Origin of the sequence: Micromonospora sp. HK10 (genome assembly GCF_000982955.1) — a bacterium.
GTDB lineage: Bacteria > Actinomycetota > Actinomycetes > Mycobacteriales > Micromonosporaceae > Micromonospora.
Window position 1 is genome coordinate 12,117 of the sequence record NZ_KQ058670.1, and the last position, 21,450, is coordinate 33,566.

At 72.9% G+C, this 21,450-nt stretch carries 21 protein-coding genes; 7 read left to right on the forward strand and 14 right to left on the reverse strand.

The annotated features are described in order from the left end of the window. Window position 1: 1 nt before the first annotated feature. Both LQ51_RS02665 and LQ51_RS02670 read right to left on the reverse strand, forming a co-directional pair. Window positions 2-1,183 (reverse strand): acetoin utilization protein AcuC, encoded by a 1,182-nt coding sequence (locus tag LQ51_RS02665; RefSeq protein WP_046563040.1) that lies wholly within the window; start codon window positions 1,181-1,183, stop codon window positions 2-4. A 38-nt stretch (window positions 1,184-1,221) separates the two neighbouring features. After that, the gene (locus tag LQ51_RS02670; protein WP_046563020.1) at window positions 1,222-2,079 is read right to left on the reverse strand and encodes a sulfurtransferase; all 858 of its coding nucleotides are present in this window, start codon (window positions 2,077-2,079) and stop codon (window positions 1,222-1,224) included. 96 nt (window positions 2,080-2,175) lie between these two features. On the opposite strand from LQ51_RS02670, the gene LQ51_RS02675 reads away from it, so the two are divergent. Then, window positions 2,176-2,865 carry a metal-dependent transcriptional regulator gene (locus tag LQ51_RS02675; RefSeq protein WP_369799815.1) on the forward strand — a complete coding sequence of 230 codons (690 nt, stop codon included), beginning with the start codon at window positions 2,176-2,178 and terminating at the stop codon, window positions 2,863-2,865. A 51-nt stretch (window positions 2,866-2,916) separates the two neighbouring features. Here the strand turns inward: LQ51_RS02675 and LQ51_RS02680 are convergent, their stop codons facing one another. The 3 genes from LQ51_RS02680 to LQ51_RS02690 form a co-directional block, all read right to left on the reverse strand. Further along, window positions 2,917-3,465, reverse strand: coding sequence for a hypothetical protein (locus LQ51_RS02680; protein WP_046563021.1), 549 nt, complete (start codon window positions 3,463-3,465; stop codon window positions 2,917-2,919). 95 nt (window positions 3,466-3,560) lie between these two features. Further along, window positions 3,561-3,803 carry a DUF5522 domain-containing protein gene (locus LQ51_RS02685; RefSeq protein WP_046563022.1) on the reverse strand — a complete coding sequence of 81 codons (243 nt, stop codon included), beginning with the start codon at window positions 3,801-3,803 and terminating at the stop codon, window positions 3,561-3,563. A 22-nt stretch (window positions 3,804-3,825) separates the two neighbouring features. Then, window positions 3,826-4,803, reverse strand: a complete 978-nt coding sequence (locus LQ51_RS02690) for an asparaginase (protein ID WP_255352187.1) — start codon at window positions 4,801-4,803, stop codon at window positions 3,826-3,828. 249 nt (window positions 4,804-5,052) lie between these two features. On the opposite strand from LQ51_RS02690, the gene LQ51_RS02695 reads away from it, so the two are divergent. Together LQ51_RS02695 and LQ51_RS02700 are read left to right on the forward strand one after the other, a co-directional pair. Then, window positions 5,053-5,394, forward strand: a complete 342-nt coding sequence (locus LQ51_RS02695; RefSeq protein ID WP_046563024.1) for a YciI family protein — start codon at window positions 5,053-5,055, stop codon at window positions 5,392-5,394. A gap of 110 nt (window positions 5,395-5,504) precedes the next feature. Beyond that, window positions 5,505-6,698, forward strand: coding sequence for an RNA polymerase sigma factor (locus tag LQ51_RS02700; RefSeq protein WP_046563042.1), 1,194 nt, complete (start codon window positions 5,505-5,507; stop codon window positions 6,696-6,698). Between the two features lie 137 nt (window positions 6,699-6,835). Here the strand turns inward: LQ51_RS02700 and LQ51_RS02705 are convergent, their stop codons facing one another. Together LQ51_RS02705 and LQ51_RS02710 are read right to left on the reverse strand one after the other, a co-directional pair. Continuing rightward, entirely contained in the window at window positions 6,836-7,768 is a 933-nt protein-coding gene (locus LQ51_RS02705; protein ID WP_046563025.1) for a DUF2332 domain-containing protein, read from the reverse strand. Between the two features lie 855 nt (window positions 7,769-8,623). Continuing rightward, a complete protein-coding gene (locus tag LQ51_RS02710; RefSeq protein ID WP_046563026.1) occupies window positions 8,624-9,355 on the reverse strand; it encodes a nucleotidyltransferase domain-containing protein in 732 nt (243 codons plus the stop codon). Window positions 9,356-9,542: 187 nt separating this feature from the next. Between LQ51_RS02710 and LQ51_RS02715 the strand changes: the two genes are divergently transcribed. Then, window positions 9,543-10,484 (forward strand): inositol-3-phosphate synthase, encoded by a 942-nt coding sequence (locus tag LQ51_RS02715; RefSeq protein ID WP_046563027.1) that lies wholly within the window; start codon window positions 9,543-9,545, stop codon window positions 10,482-10,484. Between the two features lie 186 nt (window positions 10,485-10,670). Here the strand turns inward: LQ51_RS02715 and LQ51_RS02725 are convergent, their stop codons facing one another. From LQ51_RS02725 to LQ51_RS02735, 3 genes are read right to left on the reverse strand one after another with little or no spacing between them, the layout of a single operon-like run. Beyond that, window positions 10,671-10,889: a hypothetical protein gene (locus LQ51_RS02725; RefSeq protein WP_046563029.1), complete on the reverse strand. Its 219-nt coding sequence runs from the start codon at window positions 10,887-10,889 to the stop codon at window positions 10,671-10,673. Next, window positions 10,886-11,065 (reverse strand): hypothetical protein, encoded by a 180-nt coding sequence (locus tag LQ51_RS02730; RefSeq protein ID WP_046563030.1) that lies wholly within the window; start codon window positions 11,063-11,065, stop codon window positions 10,886-10,888. Before LQ51_RS02730 ends, LQ51_RS02725 begins: the two co-directional genes overlap by 4 nt. After that, window positions 11,062-11,250, reverse strand: a complete 189-nt coding sequence (locus tag LQ51_RS02735; RefSeq protein WP_046563031.1) for a hypothetical protein — start codon at window positions 11,248-11,250, stop codon at window positions 11,062-11,064. Before LQ51_RS02735 ends, LQ51_RS02730 begins: the two co-directional genes overlap by 4 nt. A gap of 96 nt (window positions 11,251-11,346) precedes the next feature. On the opposite strand from LQ51_RS02735, the gene LQ51_RS02740 reads away from it, so the two are divergent. Beyond that, entirely contained in the window at window positions 11,347-11,556 is a 210-nt protein-coding gene (locus LQ51_RS02740; protein ID WP_046563032.1) for a helix-turn-helix transcriptional regulator, read from the forward strand. A 582-nt stretch (window positions 11,557-12,138) separates the two neighbouring features. On the opposite strand, the gene LQ51_RS02745 is transcribed toward LQ51_RS02740, so the two are convergent. Continuing rightward, window positions 12,139-15,030 (reverse strand): vitamin B12-dependent ribonucleotide reductase, encoded by a 2,892-nt coding sequence (locus tag LQ51_RS02745; RefSeq protein WP_046563033.1) that lies wholly within the window; start codon window positions 15,028-15,030, stop codon window positions 12,139-12,141. A 36-nt stretch (window positions 15,031-15,066) separates the two neighbouring features. Then, window positions 15,067-15,564, reverse strand: coding sequence for a transcriptional regulator NrdR (gene nrdR / locus LQ51_RS02750; protein ID WP_046563034.1), 498 nt, complete (start codon window positions 15,562-15,564; stop codon window positions 15,067-15,069). A gap of 544 nt (window positions 15,565-16,108) precedes the next feature. Here nrdR and lexA point away from each other — a divergent pair. Continuing rightward, window positions 16,109-16,891, forward strand: coding sequence for a transcriptional repressor LexA (gene lexA / locus LQ51_RS02755; protein ID WP_046563035.1), 783 nt, complete (start codon window positions 16,109-16,111; stop codon window positions 16,889-16,891). A gap of 52 nt (window positions 16,892-16,943) precedes the next feature. Here lexA and LQ51_RS02760 read toward each other — a convergent pair whose 3' ends face one another. Continuing rightward, a complete protein-coding gene (locus tag LQ51_RS02760; protein WP_046563036.1) occupies window positions 16,944-18,542 on the reverse strand; it encodes a hypothetical protein in 1,599 nt (532 codons plus the stop codon). 52 nt (window positions 18,543-18,594) lie between these two features. Then, window positions 18,595-20,058 carry a GTPase HflX gene (gene hflX, locus LQ51_RS02765; protein WP_046563037.1) on the reverse strand — a complete coding sequence of 488 codons (1,464 nt, stop codon included), beginning with the start codon at window positions 20,056-20,058 and terminating at the stop codon, window positions 18,595-18,597. Between the two features lie 196 nt (window positions 20,059-20,254). Here hflX and LQ51_RS02770 point away from each other — a divergent pair. Further along, the coding region (locus LQ51_RS02770) for an NAD-dependent malic enzyme (RefSeq protein WP_046563038.1) at window positions 20,255-21,450 on the forward strand (1,196 nt) is incomplete at its 3' end.

Below are 21,450 nucleotides of genomic sequence, written 5' to 3' on the forward strand. Positions count from 1 at the left end.
GTCAGTCGCGGGGGTCGTGCGGGTCGAGCCCGAGCAGCGGGAAGACGGCCCGGCGGGTGGCCGCCACGGCCCGCCCCACCGCGTCCGGCTCGCCGTTGGGTTGCCACGGCTCGTACGCCGGGTCGACGTCGTCGGTCATCCGCAGCGGGATCTCGCGCCCGGGCCGGCGCTGCGCGGCCAGCTCCCGCCAGCCCGGCGGGGTGAGGGTGGCCGGGTCGACCGGCTCGCCGGTGGCCACCGCGAGCAGGTGAGTCCACGCCCGGGGCACCACCTCGACCAGGGCGTACCCACCACCGCCGGTGGCCACCCAGCGCCCCTCGCACAGCTCGTCGGCGAGCGCCCGCAGGGCCAGGTAGGTGGCGCGCTGCCCGTCGACGGAGAGGTGCAGGTCGGCCAGGGGGTCCAGCCGGTGCCCGTCGGCCCCGCACTGGGTGACCAGGAGCTGCGGCCGGAACGCGCGCAGCACCGACGGCACGACGGCGTGGAAGGCGCGCTGCCAGCCGGCGTCCCCGATGCCCGGCGGGAGCGGCAGGTTCACCGCGCTGCCCTCGGCGCCCGGCCCGCCGGTCTCGTCCGGGAACCCGGTGCCGGGGAAGAGCGCCAGCGGCGTCTCGTGCAGGCTGATCGTGAGCACCCGCGGATCCCGGTAGAAGATCTCCTGCACGCCGTCGCCGTGGTGCACGTCCACGTCCACGTACGCGATCCGTTCCGCGCCGAGGTCGAGCAGGCGGGCGATGGCCACCGCCGGGTCGTTGTAGACGCAGAACCCGGAGGCCCGGGCCGGCATGGCGTGGTGCAGCCCGCCGGCCACGTTGACCGCCCGGCGGGCCTCGCCCCGCCACACCGCCTCAGCGGCGGCCACGCTGGCCCCGGCGATCAGCGCGCTGGCCTCGTGCATCCCGTCGAAGACCGGATTGTCGGAGGTGCCCAGGCCGAAGCCGGCGAAGAGCGGATCGCGGGGCGCGGCGCGTACCGCGTCCAGGTAACGGGGGTCGTGCACCCGGGTCAGCAGCGCGTCGTCGGCGGGCTCCGGCTTGACCAGCCGCACCCCGGGCCGGTCGAGCACCCCGAGGTCGCGGGCGAGCGCCATGGTCAGCTCGACCCGGACCGGGTCCAGCGGATGGTCACCCATGTCGTAGGCGAGCAGGGCCTCGTCCCAGACCACCACGGTGTCGTCGGCCATACCGCCATGGTCGCACGGGTACCCGCCGCCCGCGCTGGTCAGGGCGGCGGTGTCGCGCCGGTGGCCACCGGCCGGTCCGGGTCGGCCACCCAGTTGCTCCACGACCCGACGTACAGCGCGGCGTCCGGGCGGCCGGCGAGGTGCAGGGCCAGCACGGCCTGCGCGGCGGTCACCCCGGAGCCGCAGTACGCCCCGACCGGTGTGTCCCCGGCCACCCCGGCGGCGGTGAACCTGTCGCGCAGCGCCCCGACTGCGGGGAACCGGCCGTCGGTGACGTACTCGGGGGCGGGCAGGTTGACCGCCCCCGGCACGTGGCCGGCCACCGGGTCGACCGGCTCGGTCTCGCCCCGGTAGCGCGGGGCCGCCCGCACGTCCAGCAGCACCCCGGCGTCGGCGGCGGCCAGCCGGGCGGCCTCGGCGGCGTCGAGCACCGGCAGCGCGCCCGGCGCGACGGTGACGTCTCCCGGTGTCGGGGCGGGCGCCTCGGTGGAGACGGGCCGGCCGGCGGCGACCCAGGCGGGAAAGCCGCCGTGCAGCACCCGGACCGGCCGGTGACCCGCCCAGCGCAGCGTCCACCAGGCGCGGGCGGCGGCCATGCCGTCGCCGCCGTCGTACACCACCACGGGGTGACCCGCGCGGACGCCGGCGGCCCGCAGCGCGGCCTGCAGGGCCGCCGGGTCGGGCAGCGGGTGCCGCCCGGCAGGGCCGGGCGGGCCGCACAGCTCGGTGTCGAGGTCGACGAAGACGGCGCCGGGCAGGTGCCCGGCGCGGTAGTCGTCGCGGCCGGGCGGCCCGGCCAGCCGCCAGCGGACGTCGAGCAGGACGGGCGGGTCGGCGTGGTCGAGCTCGGCGGCGAGCCGGTCGGGCTCGACCAGCAGGTCAGCGGTTCCGGACATGCGGTCCAGTCAACACCATCCGGGCAGCGACCTCGCGGTTCGGCGGCGGTCGATCGTCGGTGGTCCGGGGTAGCATCGATCGCTGGGAGGCCACTGATCGTGAAGCACGACCTTGTTGACACCACCGAGATGTACCTGCGCACCATCCTCGAGCTGGAAGAGGAGGGGGTGCCGCCGCTGCGTGCCCGGATCGCCGAGCGGCTCAAGCAGAGTGGCCCCACCGTCAGCCAGACCGTCGCCCGGATGGAACGCGACGGCCTGCTCACCGTCGAGGGCGACCGGCACCTGACGCTCACGCCGCAGGGGCGCAGCTCCGCGGTCTCGGTGATGCGCAAGCACCGGCTTGCCGAGCTGCTGCTGGTCAATGTGATCGGGATGCCCTACGAGGAGGCCCACGAGGAGGCCTGCCGGTGGGAGCACGTGATGAGCGACGCGGTGGAGAAGCGGGTCTACGACCTGCTGAACCGCCCGACCCGCTCGCCGTACGGCAACCCGATCCCCGGGCTGGAGGAGCTGGGCGAGGCCGGTCAGCCGGAGACCGAGCCGGCGGAGGGCGAGCGGAACCTGGCCTTCCCGGGGCTCTCCGGCCAGGTCGTGGTGCGGCGGATCTGCGAGAGCGTGCAGACCGACGCGGACGTGCTGCGGCAGTTGCACGCGGCCGGCGTCGACCCGGGCGCCACGGTCACCGTGGCCCAGGAGCGCGACGGGGTGTCCATCGACCGCTCCGGTGACCGGGTCCGGCTGCCCCGCGAGGTGGCCTCCCGGGTGTTCGTCGCCGCCCACTGACCCGACGGTTTCCGACCGGCTCGCTGATCCGGCGGTTCGCTGAGCCGGCGGTCAGAACTTGCGGGTGTCCAGCGCCTGGGCCAGGGCGACCAGCCGCGCGGCCATCTTCTCCGCCTGCGCCGCCGTGCCGCCGTGCGGGCCGGTCCACCGCAGGGTGACCAGTCGCCCCTCGGTGGCGAGCCAGCCCACCTCGGCCGCCGGGCCGGCCCGGCCGGCCTTCGGCAGGGTCTGCCGGTAGGCGATCTTTCCCAGCTTGGTGACCTTCTTCGCGCCCCGGGGCAGCACGTCCATGGTGAAGCCCGAGGTGTCGATCGAGGTGTCGGTGACGGTCAGGGTCAACTCCGGCAGCAGGGCCCGCTCGGCGCGTACCACGCAGGCGTGCGTGTCGCCCTTGTCCACCGCGGCGGCCACGTCGAACTTCCCGCCGGTGTGCTTGGCGATCACCGAGAAGTCGAGCAGCCGGCAGGCGCCGCCCGACGAGGCCGCCGCCATCTCGACCGTGGCCGGTTCCGCCGCCGGCATCGCCACCCGCGGGGCCTCCGCCGCGCAGCCGGCGGTCAGCAGTACGGCGACAGCGGCGAGCCCGGTCCTGGCGTGCACGTGGGAGACCTCCGCGGTTGTCGGCGGGGGGTGCCCACCGGATGTCCGTCGGACACCGTACGGGCAACCGTGCCGGCGCGGAAGACCCGGGGCCGTCAGTCCGTCACGTACGGGCAGTGCCGGCAGCCGCGACCGCAGCAGGTGCCCCGGCGGGCCAGGAAGCCGGCGGTGAGCACGAACAGGCCGGTTGCCGGGTCGAGGTAGCCGGCCTCCCCGGCGGTGAGGGCGGCGGCGTGCACGGCCAGGATCCGCGCCCGGCCGGGGTGTTCCGGCGAGAGCCGGGACGGGTGCGGCTCGGTCAGCGGCCGGTCCGCCAGGGGTCGTCGCTCTCCGGTCACCGGCCGAGTTTACGGAGACGACTCAGCCGTGCCGGGCGAAGGCCGCCGCGACCGCCGCCCGGTCCGCTCCCCCGGCCAGCAGCATCCGCAGCAGCACCTTCGCCTTGTACGGGTCGAGCAGCCCGCCCCGGATCAGGCCGCGCCGGCCCAGGTCGGTCTCCGAGCCGACCGCGCCGTAGGTGTGCCGCAGCACCGACCCGGCCCCGGTGCGCGAGGTCAGCACCACCGGGATCCGTTCGGCGAGCGCGCCGAGTACCGGGGCGAACGCGGGCGGCACGTGCCCGACCCCGAAGCCGGCCACCACCAGGCCGTCGAGGTCGACGACGAGCCGGTCGAGCAGCGCCGGGTCGTCGTCGAGGGTGACGGTGTGCAGCGCCACCCGGGTGGTGGCGAGCCGGTCGGCGTCCACCGGCGGCAACGGGGCGTGCCGGGACGGCCGGGTGAGCAGGCGTACCTCTCCCTCGATCACGTGGCCGAGCGGCCCGGCGTTGGGCGAGGCGAAGGTGGCCGTACTGGTGCTGTGGGTCTTGCGGACGAACCGGGCGGCGTGGATCTCGTCGTTGACCGCGACCAGCACGCCGAGGTCCCGCGCGGCCGGCGCGGCGGCGACCCGGACGGCGGCGAGCAGGTTGGCCGGGCCGTCCGGCCCGGCGAGGGTGGGGTTGCGCATGGCGCCGGTGAGCACCAGCGGCGCCGGGTGCGGCCAGACCAGGTCGGCCAGGAACGCGGTCTCCTCCAGCGTGTCGGTGCCCTGGGTGACCACCACGCCCGTCGCGCCGCCGGTGACGGCCGCGCCGGCGGCGTCGACCAGGTCCAGGATCTGCCGGTACGCCAGGGCGGCGCTGGGCACCGCCTCGACGTCGCGCACGTCGAGCGGGATCCCGGCGAGCCCGGGTACGGCGGCGGTGAGGTCGGCGCCGGTGAGCCGGCTGACCACGCCCTGCGCCCCGGTCCCGGCCATGGCGATGGTGCCGCCGAGGGTGTAGAGAGCGACGTGCACGGGGTTTCTTCCTCCGGATACCAGGTTGATCATGGACACTAGCGGACCGGGCGTCGTGAACCCCCGGCCGCCCACCGGGCATGAACGGATGTGACCACGGTCCGCCGGGCCGACGCCCACGACGCGCCGGATGCGGGACTTCGCGGTCGACTGAAAACCGGCAAGATTTTTGCGCACCGCTGTCGAATCCGGCCCGACCCGTCCGTCGGTGAGGCAGAAGAGGGAAACGACAACCTCAAGGAGAATCCGATGGCCCAGTACGCAGTCCTCGTCTACTCGCCCGCGCCCGCCGACCCGATGCAGATGACCCCCGACTACCTGGCTCTGCTGGAGCGGTACGGGGACCAGGTCGCCGAGCTGGGCGGGCAGATCGTCACGGGCTTCGCGCTCCAGCCCAGCACCACCGCCACGGCGATCCGCGGCGACGTGGTCACCGACGGCCCGTTCATCGAGGCCAAGGAGGTCGTCGCCGGGTTCTTCATCCTGGAGGCGCCCGACCTGGACGTGGCCCTGAAGATCGCCAAGGCGAACCCGGCCACCACCGACGGCGGGGTCGAGGTCCGGCCGCTCTTCCAGCCACCGGCCGAGTGAGCGACCCCGCCGGCGAACCCGACGTCGTCGCGGAGCGCGGCGTGACCGCCGAGCGGGCCGTCACCGCCGAGCGGGCCGTGGCGGACGCGCACCGTCGCGAGTGGGCCTTCGTGCTCGCCGCGACGGCGCGCGTCGCCGGCGACCTCGACGTCGCCGAGGAGTGCGTGCAGGACGCGTACCTGGCCGCGCTCGCGGCGTGGGCGCGCGACGGCGTACCCGCCAAGCCCGCCGCCTGGTTGACCGCCACGGCGAAGCGCAAGGCCCTCGACGTGCTGCGCCGCGACAAGGTGTTCCGGTCGAAGCTGCCGCTGCTGGTCGAGCCGGTGGCGGTCGAGGTGCCCGACGAGCCCGGCGAGGACGCGGTGCCCGATGACCGGCTGCGTCTGGTCTTCACCTGCTGCCATCCGGCGCTGGCCCGGGATGCCCAGGTGGCGCTGACCCTGCGGCTGGTCTGCGGGGTGAGCACGGGTGACATCGCCCGGGCGTTCCTGGTCTCCGAGCCGACCATGGCCGCCCGGGTCACCCGGGCGAAGAAGAAGATCGCGGCGGCGCGGATCCCGTACCGGGTGCCGGAGGCCGCCGAGCTGCCCGAGCGGCTGGACGCGGTGCTCACCGTGATCCACCTGCTCTTCACCACCGGCCACACCGCGCCGACCGGGGCCGACCTGGTCCGCGTCGACCTGGTCGAGCGGGCGGTGCACCTGACCCGGATGCTGCTGGCCCTGATGCCCGACGAGCCGGAGGTACGCGGGCTGCTGGCGCTGCTGCTGCTCACCGACGCCCGCCGGGCCACCCGCACCGACGGGGCCGGGCGGCTGCTGGTGCTGGCCGAGCAGGACCGCTCGCGCTGGGACCGGGCGGCCATCGCCGAGGGCAACGACCTGGTCCTCGGGGCGTTCCGGACCGGGCGGGTCGGCCGGTACGCCCTCCAGGCCGCCATCGCCTCGCTGCACGCGGTCGCCCCCAGCTACGCCGCGACCGACTGGCCGCAGATCGTCCGCCTCTACGACGAGCTGCGGAAGCGCTGGCCGTCGCCGGTGGTCGCACTGAACCGGGCGGTGGCGGTGTCGATGGTGGACGGTCCGGCGGCGGCCCTCGCCGAGGTCGACGCCCTGGCGACCGACCCCCGGTTGGCCGGCTACCCTTACCTCCCGGCGATCCGCGCCGACCTGCTGCGCCGCCTGAACCGCACGGAGGAGGCGGCCACGGCCTACCGCACGGCGCTCGACCTGGTGGACAACGAAACCGAACGCGCCCATCTCACCGCCCGCCTCAACGAGGTCACCGCCGCCGACACTCGTTGATCATGAGGTTGTTGTGGCCGTTGTGCCGTGTCGGACGATCAACAGCGTGGGGGCGCGGGCTCGACTGCACGGTACGGCGGGCGGGGCAGGTCGGCGCAGCAGGGAGTGGGTTGGACGCGCACCGCCACCGGACGGGGTCACGCGAACCAGGTGATCGCCTGTCCGTGGCCTCCGGTCCAGGCGAGCGGCGTCCCGTCCAGCGCCAGCACGTTGTAGTGGGCGTCGGACGGCGGCGCCGGCAGCCCGGCGTGGCCCAACACGTCCGGGGCCTCGTTCGCGATCCAGTGTCCGGGCAGCCCTCGGACCAGCTCGACGAACGCGTCCCGCCGGGGCTTCGGCACCTGGTAGAGCACCGAGGTGTGGAACACCACCAGGGTGGCGTCGGGCGGCGCCTGCGCGGCCAGCGCCGGCAGATCGTCCACCAGGTCACCCCGGACGAGCAGCGGCGGATCGGCCGCGGCCACGGCAGCCGCCGCCCGCAGCCGGTCCCGCCGGTGCGCGTGCTCCGGCCAGATCAACGCGTCCAGCCAGGCGACGTCGGACGGATCGGTGACGTCGAGCGGGTTCAGGTCGAGCCCGGCCCGCCACACCACCTCGGGCCGGCGCTGCGGTGGGGTGGCGCCGGTGAGCACGCAGTCGAGCACCGGAGCGCCGTCGAGCAGATGTTCGCCGTAGCGGTAGCCGTACCGGTCGGGGTAGAGACAGAGACCGGCGGAGGCACCGACCTCCAGCAGGGCGAGCGGCTGTGGCAGCGACGCCAGCACCGGCAGGAGTACGGCGCACCGCCCGGCCTCGTTGGTCTGGGTCGCCCGGGCCCTCATCTCGGCCTCGACCGCCGGCCAGTGCGCCACCACGAACTCGTGGAACGCCGCCGGATCCCCGACCGGTCCGCCGAGCAGCCGGACCGCCCCGAAGAGCAGGTTGGGCTGCCGCTTGGCCGGTGGCAGCGTGCCGAGCCGGGCGAGCAGCTCCGCATCGTCGGCGACCGCCAACGCCAACCGCTCGTACGTGGGCGACACGCCCCGAACCTCCCGGGCGGCGAACCGGGTGTAGGCCTCGGTGGTCGACATGCTCCCCAGCATCCCAGCCCGACACCGACACCGACCGCCCCGACCGTGGTGACCTTCACCGCGCCTCGACACCCCTCGCCTGCCACGGCCCCGCACCCTCGCCCGCACCCGTGTCGTTGCGGCGGGCGGCGCGCGCGGCGTCCCGGACGCGGACGCAGCTCGCCCTGCCGGGCTCAGGTCAGCCGTGCCCGCCCCACGCGCCGTGCCCCGCCTCCCGCGTCCGCACCCACGCGCGGTGCCCGGAGAGCCTCGCCCACGTCCACATCCCCACCTGTGCGCCTCGCCCAGGCCTACCCACCCGCCCACACCCGCACCCGAGCCCGCGCCCGCGCCCGCGCCCGCGCCCGGAGATCTTGGAAGGAAACGGCCCCTATGGGGGCCTTTTCTCACCAAGATCGACGCCCCGTCCGTCCCGTGGACGCCATCTCTCAACTTCTGAGACATCGATGAGCGGACAAGCACGTGCTCCGATTGCATCGGAGATGCCAGGCCCGGTTCCATGGGGATCCAGCCTGGGCACCGAGCTGATCGACCGGCGGCTACTGCGCAAGAGCGGGCTGACCGAGAACCGGTCGGCCGGCCGGGAGGCGCGGCTCATCCCCGAGGGGCACCAGGCCCGGTTGCGTGAAGACGCCAGACGCGGCTGCGTGGAGTGGCCCGGCCCGCTTGGCGGGAGAGGGCAGGCCCGGTTCGAAGGCTGGTCGGCCCGGTGAGAGGGTCAGGCCCGGTTCGAGGGCTGGTTGGCCCGGTGAGGGTCGGGCCCGGTTCGGCGGGTGGTCGGCCCGGTGAGAGGGGTCAGGCCCGGTTCAAAGGGAAGGATCGGTCCCGGCGAGCGGTCAGACCCGGTGGGAGGGCTCAGGCACGGTCGGGGTGGCGGGCGGTGGCCACGGTGCGGCGGGCGTCCCGCCAGGCGATCAGGGCGGTGCGGATGCGCGGCGACGAGACCTGTTCCCCCCGGCGTCGGGCCCGCAGTTGCGCGACCAGCCAGGCCGGGGCGTGCGCCTGTTCGACGGCCCGGGTCTTGGTGAGCAGGTCACCGTGGCGCAGCGCGTGTCGGCCCCGCGCCATCGAGGTGAGCCCCAGGTCGGCCAGCGCGGGGTCCAGCCAGAGCCACGGACGCCGGGCCGCCCAGGCCCAGTAGCCGGTCAGCTCGGCGCGAGCGGCGGCCCGTACGTCGTCGTCGCTCATCGGGGGAAGGACGTCGCGGGGCGGGCGGCCGAAGATGGCGTACCCGTGCCGCACCAGCTCCGCCCGCGTGATCCCGGAGAGGATGCGCCGCACGAGCAGGCCGTGCGTCCAGGTCGGATGCGGGATCTGAACGTCGGCGACGGTCGCGGCGTCGACGTACACGCAGCCCAGCTTGAGGCCCGCGCCGGCCCCCGCGTCGAGGCGGCGGTGCAGGGCCGCGAGGGCGTCCTGCCGGGGTGCGTCGACCGGACCGTCGGTCAGCGCCACCAGGTCGAGGTCGCTGACGCCGGGACGGTAGTCGTCGGTGGCCAGTGACCCGGCGACCAGGAGGTCGGTGACCCAGGCGAGCGCGCCCAACTCCCGGCCGAACTCCGGCACGACGGGTGGCGCGGTCACCATGCCGGCAGTCTATGAACCCTCTCGCGGTGTCCGCCGACCCGTCATGTCCGCCAGGTTCCGTTGCTGGCGCGGCAGCCCGCCGGGACCCGGCCCCGCGCAGGCAGGCGCGCCCGCTTCCACCGGTTCGGCTGGCCTTCCGCCGTTGGCAGGGGCTTGTGGAGACGAACACCCGGTTACCCTCGTGCCCATGATCGAAAAGGTGAAGGTCGCTGTTGTCGGTGTTGGCAACAACACCTCCGCACTGGTGCAGGGAATCGCCTTCTACCGGGCGACCGGCAGCCTGGTGGGCATCCACCGGCCCGAAATAGCGGGGCTGGGCGTGGCCGACGTCGAGGTCGTCGCGGCGTTCGCCCGCTCGGACGGCAAGGTGGGCCGGGACCTGCACGAGGCGATCTTCGTACCGCCGAACAACTTTCCCCGCCTCGACGTCGACCTGCCGCCGTCCGGCGTGCGGGTGCAGCGTGGCCTCGTGGACTCGACGGAGGTCGAGCGGGTGGCGCAGGCCCTGACCGGGGCGGACGTGCTGCTGTACTCGGCGCCGAGCGGCCGGCCGGACACCGCCCGGGCGTACGCGGAGGCGGCGCTGCGGGCGGAAGTGGCTTTCGTCAACACCACGTCGGACGCGGTCGCCCGGGACCCGTCCCTGCTCCGGCGGTTCACGGACGCCGGCCTGCCGCTGCTCGGCGATGACCTGGCCAGCCAGTTCGGTACGTCGGTGGTGCACCACGCGTTGCTGCGGCTGCTCCAGGAACGCGGCGTCACCCTGACCAGCTCCTACCAGGTCAACCTGGGCGGTACCGAGGACTTCCGCAACCTGGTGGAGAACCCGAACACCAAGGGACGGTCCAAACTGAACGCTCTCGGGACCGACCAGGTGCAGATCGCTCCGCTCGGTTACCTCCCGCACCTGGGGTCGCAGAAGATCGCCCACATCAACGTCGAGGCGCAGGGGTGGGGCGGTACGGCGGTGAGCCTGGACCTCCGGCTGAAGGTGCACGACCCGAGTGGCGCCGCAGGGGTCAACATCGACCTGATCCGGATCGCCGCCAGCGCGCTGCGCGAGGGCCGCGGCGGCTACCCGCCGGAGGTCGCGTCGCTCCTGAAGTCGCCACCCGGCACGGCCATCTAAGCCGCGTGCCGGCAGTCTAGGTACGCTCCCGCGGTTTCCGCCGAGCCGAGATCTCCGCCAGGTGCTGACCCTTGTGCTGCCGGACCATCTCGTCCCAGACCTCCTGGTCGTGGTCAGGGTCCGGCGGAATCCACCGGTGCGATCCGTCGCGGTAATGGAACCGCTCGTCGCCGCGCCGGATGACGCTCACCGCACCCACCCCAGAAACCGCCGGTGCAGCAGCCCGGCCGGCACCCAGGTCAGGTCCTCGGCCGCCCACACCAGGTAGGAGCCCATGTAGAGGGCCAGCGAGACCGGCGTACCCGCGAACTCCGCCCGCAGTTCGTGGCGCCGGGTCGCGCAGGGCCACGGACCGCCGCAGCCGCCGCAGCTCCACATCGGCAGCACCGGTCCGTGCGTGGTCACGCCAGGCCGTCCACGAAGTGCCGGGTGGCGGCGCGAGCACGCCAGCGGCAGGCCCATTCGGCCTGATAACAGGGGTACGGAGCCAGCCGCGCCCACCACCACCGGCAGCCGACGCAGAGGCCTTCGACGCCGGGCGGGTGCACGGACAGGATCTGCTGGGCCTGACGCTCGATCACGCCTGCTCCTCCCCCGGCCAGTGGCCGCGTCGGATCGGGATGCGGTGCCGGGCGCGGCAGGGCAACTCCGCGCCGCAGCGGCAGGTCCGGCGCCACAGCCGCCACGACCACACCGGGCGGTGCCGGCGGTCCAACGTCAGCGCGACCGCAAGCAGGTAGTCGTCGTACGACACCCGCTTTGGCATCCGTCCTCCCTCCATCCCCTACGTCGCATCCCCCCGCAGGGGTTGACGATCTGTAAGTGACAATTGTACAGGGCAGGATGCGCTTACGTTCGAGCCGTGAAGCGACCACGCTTGTACGGACCCGGCGAGTTGGCCTCGGTGTTCGGCGTGTCGCGGCAGCGGGTCCTGCAAATCACCCGCAGACCGGGCTTTCCCGAGCCCGTCGCCCGCTTGATCGGGATGACCGTCTGGGACGCCGACGAGGTGGACGAGTGGGCGCGGCACAACCGCCCGCCGCGCCCGACTGACGGCACCGAGGACCGGTGACCGGGACCTCCACAAGCGGAGAAACGACGAGCCCCTGCCCGGTCGGGCAGGGGCTCACTCACCCTTGGCCAGGGTCCCGAAGACCTTCTCATCCGCTCTTCGCGGACTCGCTGCCCTGACAAGGCCGAGGCGCACGTGATGGGGAGCCAACCCTCGGTCCGGGCACTACCGGCTTGATGTCGCAGACGACTCGGCTGCCGGCGACGACGTCGATGAATCGGCTGCGACATCAAGTCGGTAGCGGGGACCGGGCCACCGTGGGCAGGCCCCGCTCCGACCTCCAGCGGCTACCGGGGCGGCGGGTCGCTCCGGCGACGACGTCGATGAATCGGCTGCGACATCAAGTCGGTAGCGGGGACCGGGCCACCTTGGGCAGGCCCCGCTCCGACCTCCGGCGGACACCGGGGCGGCGGGTCGCTCCGCAGTCGGCTGTACAGGTACCCGTCGCACCCGCGGCCGTCCCGGAACTCATCCGCTCGCACCAGGCCCTCCTGGCCCTCGTCGCGGGCGACCCTACGGGCACTGGTGGAAACGCCGCGAGCGCGGCAGGGAAGCCCTGCCGCGCTCGCGAACGGGCCTCCGTCAGCTGCAGCCGCTGGTCGAGCCGCAGCCCTCGCAGACGTAGCAGCTACCGGCCGGGCGCATCTTCGTACCGCAGGTGAAGCAGAGCGGCGCGTCCGCGGCCTTGCCGATCACGGCCTCCAGCAGCTCGGTGCTGGAACCGACCGACGGCGCCGGCTTGACGGCGGCCACCTCGGCCAGCTCCTGCTTCGGCTGGGCGACCGCCTTCGGCTCGGGCGCTTCGACCGGGGCGGAGGCGGCCATCGCGGTGAGGTCCGCACCGCTCGCCTCCGCCTCCGCCTCGGCCGCGAGCTGGGCGGCCCGCTCCTTGGCGGTGAAGATGCCCAGCTCCGCGCGGCGCTCGTACGGCAGGAAGTCCAGGGCCAGGCGACGGAAGATGTAGTCCATCACCGAGGCCGCCATCCGCACGTCCGGGTCGTCGGTCATGCCGGCCGGCTCGAAGCGCATGTTGGTGAACTTGCTGACGTACGTCTCCAGCGGGACGCCGTACTGGAGACCGATGGAGATGGCCACCGAGAAGGCGTCCATCACGCCGGCCAGGGTCGAACCCTGCTTCGACATCTTGAGGAAGACCTCGCCGAGGCCGTCGTCCGGGTACGACGAGGCGGTGAGGTAGCCCTCGGCGCCGCCGACCGAGAAGGAGATGGTCTCCGACGGCCGCTTCTTCGGCAGCCGCTTGCGCACCGGCCGGTACTCGACGACCTTCTCCACGACCTTCTCGACCTCGGCGGCCGGGGCCTGGGTCTCGGCAGTGGCCTTGTTCGGCTTGGCCACCGACAGCGGCTGGCCGACCTTGCAGTTGTCCCGGTAGATCGCCAGGGCCTTGAGGCCGAGCTTCCAGCCCTCGAAGTAGATCTTCTCGACGTCCTCGACGGTCGCCTGCTCCGGCATGTTGACCGTCTTGGAGATGGCACCGGAGATGAACGGCTGGACGGCCGCCATCATCCGCACGTGCCCCATCGGCGCGATCGAGCGCTCGCCCATGGCGCAGTCGAAGACCGGGTAGTGCTCCGGCTTCAGGCCGGGGGCGTCCACCACGTGGCCGTGGTCGGCGATGTGCTCGACGATCGCCTCGACCTGCTCCTCCGGGTAACCGAGGCTGCGCAGGGCGCGCGGCACGGTCTGGTTGACGATCTGCATCGAGCCGCCGCCGACCAGCTTCTTGAACTTGACCAGGGCCAGGTCCGGCTCGACGCCGGTGGTGTCGCAGTCCATCATCAGGCCGATGGTGCCGGTCGGGGCGAGCACGCTGGCCTGCGAGTTCCGCCAGCCGAACTTGTCACCGACCTTGTTGCCGAGGGTCCACTGCTTGGTGGCCTCGCGCTGGATGGCGGTGGCCACCGTGCCGGTCGGCTTGATCGCGTCGTTGGCGGCGGCGTGCTTGCGCATCACCCGCTTGTGCCCCTCGGCGTTGCGGGCGTAGCCGTCGTACGCGCCGACGATGCCGGCCAGCTCGGCCGAGCGGCGGTACGCCGTGCCGGTCATCAGCGAGGTGATCGCGGCGGCGACCTCCCGGCCCTGCACCGAGTCGTACGGCAGGCCGGAGGCCATCAGCAGCGCGCCCAGGTTGGCGTACCCGATGCCGAGCTGCCGGTAGGCGCGGGTGGTCTCGCCGATCTTCTCGGTCGGGAAGTCGGCGAAGCAGATCGAGATGTCCATCGCGGTGATGACGAACTCGACCGACTTGACGAACTTCTCCACCTCGAAGCCACCGTCGGCGCGCATGAACTTCATCAGGTTCAGCGAGGCCAGGTTGCACGAGGAGTTGTCCAGGTGCAGGTACTCCGAGCAGGGGTTCGACGCGGTGATCCGCCCGGTCTCCGGGCAGGTGTGCCAGTCGTTGATGGTGTCGTCGTACTGCAGGCCGGGGTCGGCGCACTCCCAGGCGGCCTGGGCGATGCTGCGGAACAGGTTCTTGGCGTCGATCGTCTCGATGGTCTGGCCGTCGAGCCGGCCGCGCAGGTCGAAGCCGCCGCCGTTCTCCACCGCGGTCATGAACTCGTCGGAGACACGGACCGAGTTGTTGGCGTTCTGGTACTGCACGCTGACGATGTCGGCGCCGCCCAGGTCCATGTCGAACCCGGCGTCGCGCAGCGCGCGGATCTTGTCCTCCTCGCGCGCCTTGGTGACCACGAACTCCTGGATGTCCGGGTGGTCCACGTCGAGGATGACCATCTTCGCCGCGCGCCGGGTGGCCCCGCCGGACTTGATGGTGCCGGCGGAGGCGTCCGCGCCGCGCATGAAGCTGACCGGGCCGGAGGCGTTGCCGCCGGAGGAGAGCAGCTCCCGGGAGGAGCGGATCCGGGACAGGTTGACGCCGGAGCCGGAGCCGCCCTTGAAGATCAGCCCCTCCTCCTTGTACCAGTCGAGGATCGAGTCCATGGAGTCGTCGACGGCCAGGATGAAGCAGGCGCTGACCTGCTGCGGGGACGGCGTGCCGACGTTGAACCAGACCGGCGAGTTGAAGCTGAACACCTGGTGCAGCAGCATCCAGGTCAGCTCGTGGGCGAACACCTCGGCGTCGGCCGGGGTGGCGAAGTAGCCGTACTCCTCACCGGCGGTGCGGTAGGTGTCGACCACCCGGTCGATGAGCTGCTTGAGCGACCACTCCCGCTCCGGGGTCCCCACCGCGCCCCGGAAGTACTTGGTGGTCACGATGTTGGCCGCGTTGACCGACCAGGACTCGGGGAACTCCACCCCGCGCTGCTCGAAGTTGATCGAGCCGTCCCGCCAGTTCGTCATGACGACGTCGCGGCGCTCCCAGGCGACCTCGTCGTAGGGGTGCACCCCCTCGGTCGTCCAGACCCGCTCGATCTTCAGCCCGGCCCCGGCCTTGTTCCGTGACTTGCTGGTCGTCACGCCCTCGCCCCCCTCGTCAGCGCGGTCACCCACCGCGCGTCGTCAAACTGTCAGAAATCCGCAGAAAACTCAGCTGGTCCGGCCGGCCTCGGCCGGCTCGGCCCCGGCGCCCTCCCGGGCGCGCGCGGCGGCCCGCAGCGTCTCGATCTCGCGCTCGAAGTCGGCGAGCGAGTCGAAGGAGCGGTAGACGCTGGCGAACCGCAGGTAGGCCACCTCGTCCAGGTCTCGCAGCGGGCCCAGGATGGCCAGCCCGACCTCGTGGCTGGGGATCTCGGCGGCCCCCTTGGCCCGGACGGTGTCCTCGACCTTCTGCGCCAGGAGCGCGATGGAGTCGTCGTCGACCGGCCGGCCCTGGCACGCCTTGCGCACCCCGCCGATGATCTTCGTGCGGCTGAACGGCTCGGTCACCCCGCTGCGCTTGACCACCGCGAGCACCGCCTCCTCGACGGTGGTGAACCGCTTGCCGCACTCAGGGCAGGACCGCCGCCGCCGGATGAGCTGGCCGTCGTCGGCCTCCCGCGAGTCGACCACCCGGGAGTCGGCGTGCCGGCAGTACGGACAGCGCATCGCCTGACCTCCTTCTTCACTCGCGAGCCACCCCGGCCGCCGCCGGGCACGCGGGATCGCGGCGGTGCCGTCTCTCGACGGCCCCCGCCGGATCGGCGTACGGGAGTGCGGTCGGTAACCGGACCCAACCTGTAGGCGACTTACGCCCGTGTAACCACTACATCTAGGGGTCGACCGTATGCCGTCGCACTAGCGAGGTCAAGTTGGTCGGCGTGTCCGGCGCGTCATCAGAATCACGCGCCGGGCCGCCGGGTCGCCGACCTCACCGAGGGGCCCAACGGCCGGCCGCCGCCGGGGTCACGGGACGCGACGATAGAACATGCGTACGAGAGCGACGTACCATTTATCAGAACAGGCGTTCGGAAATCCAGGATTTAGGCGCGACACGCCGACAACAGGTCGTACAGATGTTTGAAAATGACCGATCTCACCTATACGGTCAACAACGACCGGGCGGGACGGATTCCGTCCGACCGGTCGGCAGCGCACCTGAGCACGCACCACGAGCCGACGAGGCACCCAGCGCCGACCAGGGAGGACGGACGTGACCGAGGACCGGGCCAGCCGGCAGAAGAACCCGCAACCGATCGACGGGGCGGGTCCGCCGGCGACCCGTCGACCCCGCACCGCGCGCAGCCGGGCCACCCAGCCCGCCGTACGACCGGTCACGCCGGTGGTCAGCAGCTTCCCCGACCCCGCGACGGTCGACCTCACCGCGCGGCAGCGCCGGATCCTGGAGTTCATCCGCACCTGGGTGGAGCGCCACGGCTACCCGCCGAGCGTGCGGGAGATCGGCGAGGCGGTCGGCCTGGTCTCCCCGTCCAGCGTCGCCTACCAGCTCAAGGAACTGGAGAAGAAGGGCTTCCTGCGCCGCGACCCGAACCGGCCGCGCGCGGTGGACGTCCGCTCCCCCGGCGACGTCGACGACGAGGCGGCCCGCGCTCAGCGGCCCACCCCGGCGTACGTGCCGATGCTCGGCCGGATCGCCGCCGGTGGCCCGATCCTCGCCGAGCAGGCCGTGGAGGACATCTTCCCGCTCCCCCGCGAGCTGGTGGGCGAGGGTGAGGTCTTCATGCTCCAGGTCAAGGGCGACTCGATGCTCGACGCCGCGATCTGCGACGGCGACTGGGTGGTGGTCCGCCAGCAGCCCAACGCCGAGGCCGGCGACATCGTGGCCGCCATGCTTGACGGCGAGGCGACCGTGAAGACGTACCGGCGGCGCGACGGGCACGTCTGGCTGATGCCGCAGAACCCGGCCTTCGACCCGATCCCCGGTGACGACGCCACCATCATGGGTCGCGTGGTCGCCGTGCTCCGCCGGATCTGACGAGCCGACGAAAGGGGTGACCGCCGGGGACGGCGGTCACCCCTTTCTCGTCTCAGTAGCGGTCGCCCCGGTACTCCCGGCCACCGGGGACCTGGCCGTACTGGCCCCGGTCGCCGTAGCCACCGTCGCGCCGGCCACCGCGCGGATCCCGGTAGTCCGGTTCGCGGCGCGGCGGCTCACCCCGGCCGCCGCCGTAGCCGCCACCCTGCTTACCCCCGCCGTAGCCGCCACCCTGCTGGCCCCCGCCGTAGCCGCCGCCGGGCCGATTGCCGCCGTGGCCGCCGCCCGGCTGGGCTCCGCCCGGTGGGCGGCCACCGCCGTACACCCCGCCGCCACGGGCGCCGCCGGGCTGACCGCCGTAGACCCCGCCGCCGGGCCGGCCGCCGTTGGCCGGCGCACCGCCGTAGACCCCGCCCTGGCCGCCGCCGTAGACCCCGCCGCGGGGCGGGACGTCGGGCCGGTTGACCGGCGGCGCGAAGCCGGGATTGGCCGGGAAGTCGTCGTCGCGCTGGTCGGTCGGCTCGGCGGGCGGCGCCGGCTTGCGCCGGGCCCGCAGGATGCCGAAGATGCCCGCGCCGACCAGGAGCGCGCCGAGCACGCCGACGGCCGCGATCAGGTACGTGATCTCGTCGAGGCTGAGCCCTTCGAGCCAGGACTTCTCGGCGGCCGGCTTCGGGCCACCCTTGCCGACGTTGGGCAGCGCCTCGACGCCGGTGGTGGCCGGCGTGTAGCTCAGGATGTCGATCGGATCGCTGGCGTCCAGCAGGCCGCCGTCGGAGACGGTGACGAAGGACTTGCCGTCCGGCGTGTAGGCGATGGCCTCACCGAACGGGTCCGCGAGGGGGGTGACCCGCGGCTTGCCGGAGGCCAGGGCGCCGACGATGTCGCCACCGGTCACGTCGAACTCGAACGCGTCGGCGTAGGTGCGCAGCACCACCTTGCTGCCGTCGGGCGAACGGGCCGCGCCGGTGATCAGCAGCCGGCCCGGCGAGCCCAGCTTGTTGTCGGTGTTGGTCTTGGGGAGGGTGACCTCGCCGACCTTCTTCATCGCGATCGGCACCGGGTCGCCGCCGGGCTTCAGCTTCGCCGTCGGGGTGAAGATCTCCGACTTGCCGGACAGCTCCTTGGTGATCACCAGCGGCAGGCTGTCGTTGCCGACCAGCAGCGCCTCGGCGTCGTGCGGCTCGTTGCCCGGGTAGGTCAGCCGGTGCAGCACCGGCTTCTTGGACCCGTTCAGCGGCATCGTCCAGACCGCGACCCGGTCCCGCCGGCTCTTGCTGTCGACATTGTCACCGGTGTCGGCGATCCAGAGGGTCTTCTTGTCCGGGCCGACGGCCAGGTCCTCGGTGTCACGTGGCCCGGGATCCGGGTATCGGACCGGCTCCTTGGCGATCCCGCACTTGGTGTCGAGGAAGAAGATCCGCTCGCGGCTCTCGTCGTCGGTGCCATCGTTGATCACCACGTAGCCGGTGGCGGTGGCGACCAGGCCGGACAGCTCCCGCAGTCGCTTGTCCTCGACGGTGCACTTCTTCTTGGGAACCGCGGCCCGCGCGGGGGCCGCGGTCGGTGCCGCCGAGGCGAGCCCGGCCGGCGCCACGACAGCGCCGACCAGGCTGAGCGCGATCGTGACCGAGGAGACAGCGTGCCGCATGCCGCCCAGTGTCGCACGACCCGCGTTTCGGGCGGGTGACGCGCCGGAGGGCTCAGCCCCCGACGCCCACCCGCTCGTCCGTGGTGAGCCGGTCCCCCGCCCGGTACGGCGCCAGCTCCGCGGCGAGCGCCTGACCGACCCGCACGTGCACCAGGGTGCCCTCGGGCAGGTGCGCCGTGCTGAGCACCTCGCCCTGCCGGTGCACCCGGGCCACCAGGTCACCCCGGTCGTACGGGAGCACCGCCCGGACCTCGACGGCCGGCCGCGGCAGCCGCTGCTCGACCGCCTCGCGCAGCCCGTCGATCCCGCGCCCGCTGTGCGCGGAGACGAAGACCGCCTCGGGCCAGAGCCGCTTGAGCCGCAGCAGGGTCTCCTCGTCGGCGGCGTCGGTCTTGTTCACCACCAGCAGCTCCGGCAGCCGGTCGGCGCCCACCTCGGCGAGCACCTCACGAACCGCGCGGACCTGCTCTTCCGGGTCCGGGTGGGTGCCGTCGACGACGTGCACCACCAGGTCGGCGTCGGCGACCTCCTCGAGCGTCGAGCGGAACGCCTCGACGATCTGGTGCGGCAGGTGCCGGACGAACCCGACGGTGTCGGAGAGCGTGTAGAGCCGCCCGTCGGACGTGGTGGCCCGGCGGGTGGTCGGGTCCAGGGTGGCGAACAGCGCGTTCTCCACCAGCACGCCCGCCCCGGTCAGGCGGTTGAGCAGGCTGGACTTGCCGGCGTTGGTGTAGCCGGCGATGGCCACCGCGGGCACCGAGTTGCGGGTGCGCCGGGCGCGCTTCGTCTGGCGTACCGTCGCCATGCCCTTGATCTCGCGGCGCAGCCGCGCGATGCGGTGCCGGATGCGCCGCCGGTCGGTCTCCAGCTTGGTCTCACCGGGACCGCGCAGGCCCACGCCGCCGCCGGCGCCACCGCCCCGACCGCTACCACCGGTCTGCCGGGACAGCGTCTCGCCCCAACCGCGCAGGCGCGGCAGCAGGTATTCGAGTTGGGCCAGCTCGACCTGCGCCTTGCCCTCCTTGCTCTTGGCGTGCTGGGCGAAGATGTCGAGGATCAGGGCGGTCCGGTCGACCACCTTGACCTTGGTGCGCTGCTCCAGGTTGCGCAGCTGCGACGGGGACAACTCACCGTCGCAGATGACCGTGTCGGCGCCGGTGGCGAGCACCACGGCGCCCAGATCGTCGACCTTGCCGCGACCGATGTACGTGGCCGGGTCGGGCCGGTTGCGCCGCTGGATCAGCCCCTCGAGCACCTGCGAGCCGGCCGTCTCGGCCAGCGCCGCGAGCTCGGTGAGGCTGTTGTCGGCGTCGTCCTGGGTCCCCTCGGTCCAGACGCCCACCAGGACGACCCGCTCCAGCCGGAGCTGGCGGTATTCGACCTCGGTGATGTCGCTGAGCTCAGTGGAGAGGCCGGGGACCCGCCGCAGTGCCTGCCGCTCCGACAGCTCGAACTCGCCGGTGGTGGCATCGAGCTCGTCGTCCTCGAAGGGAGGGTAGGTCTCCTGCTCTCGCAAATCGCGACTCCTGTCCGTTATGTCTATGGTCGGGGCATTTCCCGTTCGCATGAGCATCCTGACATGTACCAACGTCGGGCGCACCCGCTATATGCCCGTGGCGCTACTAACCGGTAGCTAGCCCGGATACCGGCCCACCTGGGCGGGCGAGTAGAAATGCCAGGCGAGCCGCTCAGCGCTGACGGAGGAGTTCCACGTGGCCATTACCCGACTGCCGAGTGCCGGATTCTCGATCACGATCCGGATCGCGGTACCCGCGGACGCCTCCTCCATCGGCCGGCTGACCACCGCGGCCGGTGAGGCCGGCGCGATCGTCACCGCCCTCGACGTGGTCGACTCCGACCCCGCACACGTGATCGTCGACCTCACCTGCGACACCGCGGACGCCACCCACGCCGACCAGGTGGTGAACGCGCTGACCAAGCTCGACGGGGTGGACGTCCGCAAGGTCTCCGACCGGACCTTCCTGCTGCACCTCGGCGGCAAGATCGAGGTCAGCTCGAAGGTGGCGCTGCGCAACCGCGACGAGCTGTCCCGCGCGTACACGCCCGGGGTGGCCCGGGTCTGCCAGGCGATCGCCGAGAACCCGGCCGACGCCCGCCGGCTCACCATCAAACGCAACACCGTGGCCGTGGTCAGCGACGGCTCCGCGGTGCTGGGCCTGGGCAACCTCGGCCCGGCCGCCTCGCTGCCGGTGATGGAGGGCAAGGCGGCGCTGTTCAAGCGCTTCGGCGGGGTCGACGCCTGGCCCGTGGTGCTGGACACCCAGGACACCGACGAAATCGTCTCGATCGTCAAGGCGATCGCGCCCGCGTACGGCGGGATCAACCTGGAGGACATCGCGGCACCCCGCTGCTTCGAGATCGAGGCCCGGCTGCGCGAGGCGCTGGACATCCCGGTCTTCCACGACGACCAGCACGGCACCGCGATCTGCGTGCTGGCCGCGCTGACCAACGCGCTGCGCGTGGTGGGCAAGCAGCTCAGCGACGTCCGGGTGGTCGTCTCGGGCGCCGGCGCGGCCGGCACCGCGATCATGAAGCTGCTGCTCCGGCAGGGCGTGGGTGACATCATCGCGTCCGACCGCCGGGGCGCCCTGCACCGCGGGATGCCCGACCTCAACCCGGCCTGGCAGTGGCTGGCCGAGAACACCAACAAGGAGAACTACGCCGGCGACCTGGCCGGCGCGCTGCGCGGCGCCGACGTGTTCATCGGGGTGAGCGCGCCGAACCTGCTCACCGGCGAGGACATCGCCACCATGGCCAAGGACGCGATCGTCTTCGCGCTGGCCAACCCGGACCCGGAGGTGGATCCGCGAGAGGCACGCAGGTACGCCGCCGTGGTCGCCACCGGCCGCTCGGACCAGCCGAACCAGATCAACAACGTGCTCGCCTT

What these genes read in the sequence shown, in the direction of transcription:
- LQ51_RS02735 (WP_046563031.1), bottom strand. Translation starts at nt 11,250, where the DNA reads ATGCCAAAGCGGGTGTCGTACGACGACTACCTGCTTGCGGTCGCGCTG.
- LQ51_RS02670 (WP_046563020.1), bottom strand. Translation starts at nt 2,079, where the DNA reads ATGTCCGGAACCGCTGACCTGCTGGTCGAGCCCGACCGGCTCGCCGCC.
- LQ51_RS02710 (WP_046563026.1), bottom strand. Translation starts at nt 9,355, where the DNA reads ATGGTGACCGCGCCACCCGTCGTGCCGGAGTTCGGCCGGGAGTTGGGC.
- LQ51_RS02705 (WP_046563025.1), bottom strand. Translation starts at nt 7,768, where the DNA reads ATGTCGACCACCGAGGCCTACACCCGGTTCGCCGCCCGGGAGGTTCGG.
- LQ51_RS02715 (WP_046563027.1), top strand. Translation starts at nt 9,543, where the DNA reads ATGATCGAAAAGGTGAAGGTCGCTGTTGTCGGTGTTGGCAACAACACC.
- nrdR (WP_046563034.1), bottom strand. Translation starts at nt 15,564, where the DNA reads ATGCGCTGTCCGTACTGCCGGCACGCCGACTCCCGGGTGGTCGACTCG.
- LQ51_RS02665 (WP_046563040.1), bottom strand. Translation starts at nt 1,183, where the DNA reads ATGGCCGACGACACCGTGGTGGTCTGGGACGAGGCCCTGCTCGCCTAC.
- LQ51_RS02695 (WP_046563024.1), top strand. Translation starts at nt 5,053, where the DNA reads ATGGCCCAGTACGCAGTCCTCGTCTACTCGCCCGCGCCCGCCGACCCG.
- LQ51_RS02760 (WP_046563036.1), bottom strand. Translation starts at nt 18,542, where the DNA reads ATGCGGCACGCTGTCTCCTCGGTCACGATCGCGCTCAGCCTGGTCGGC.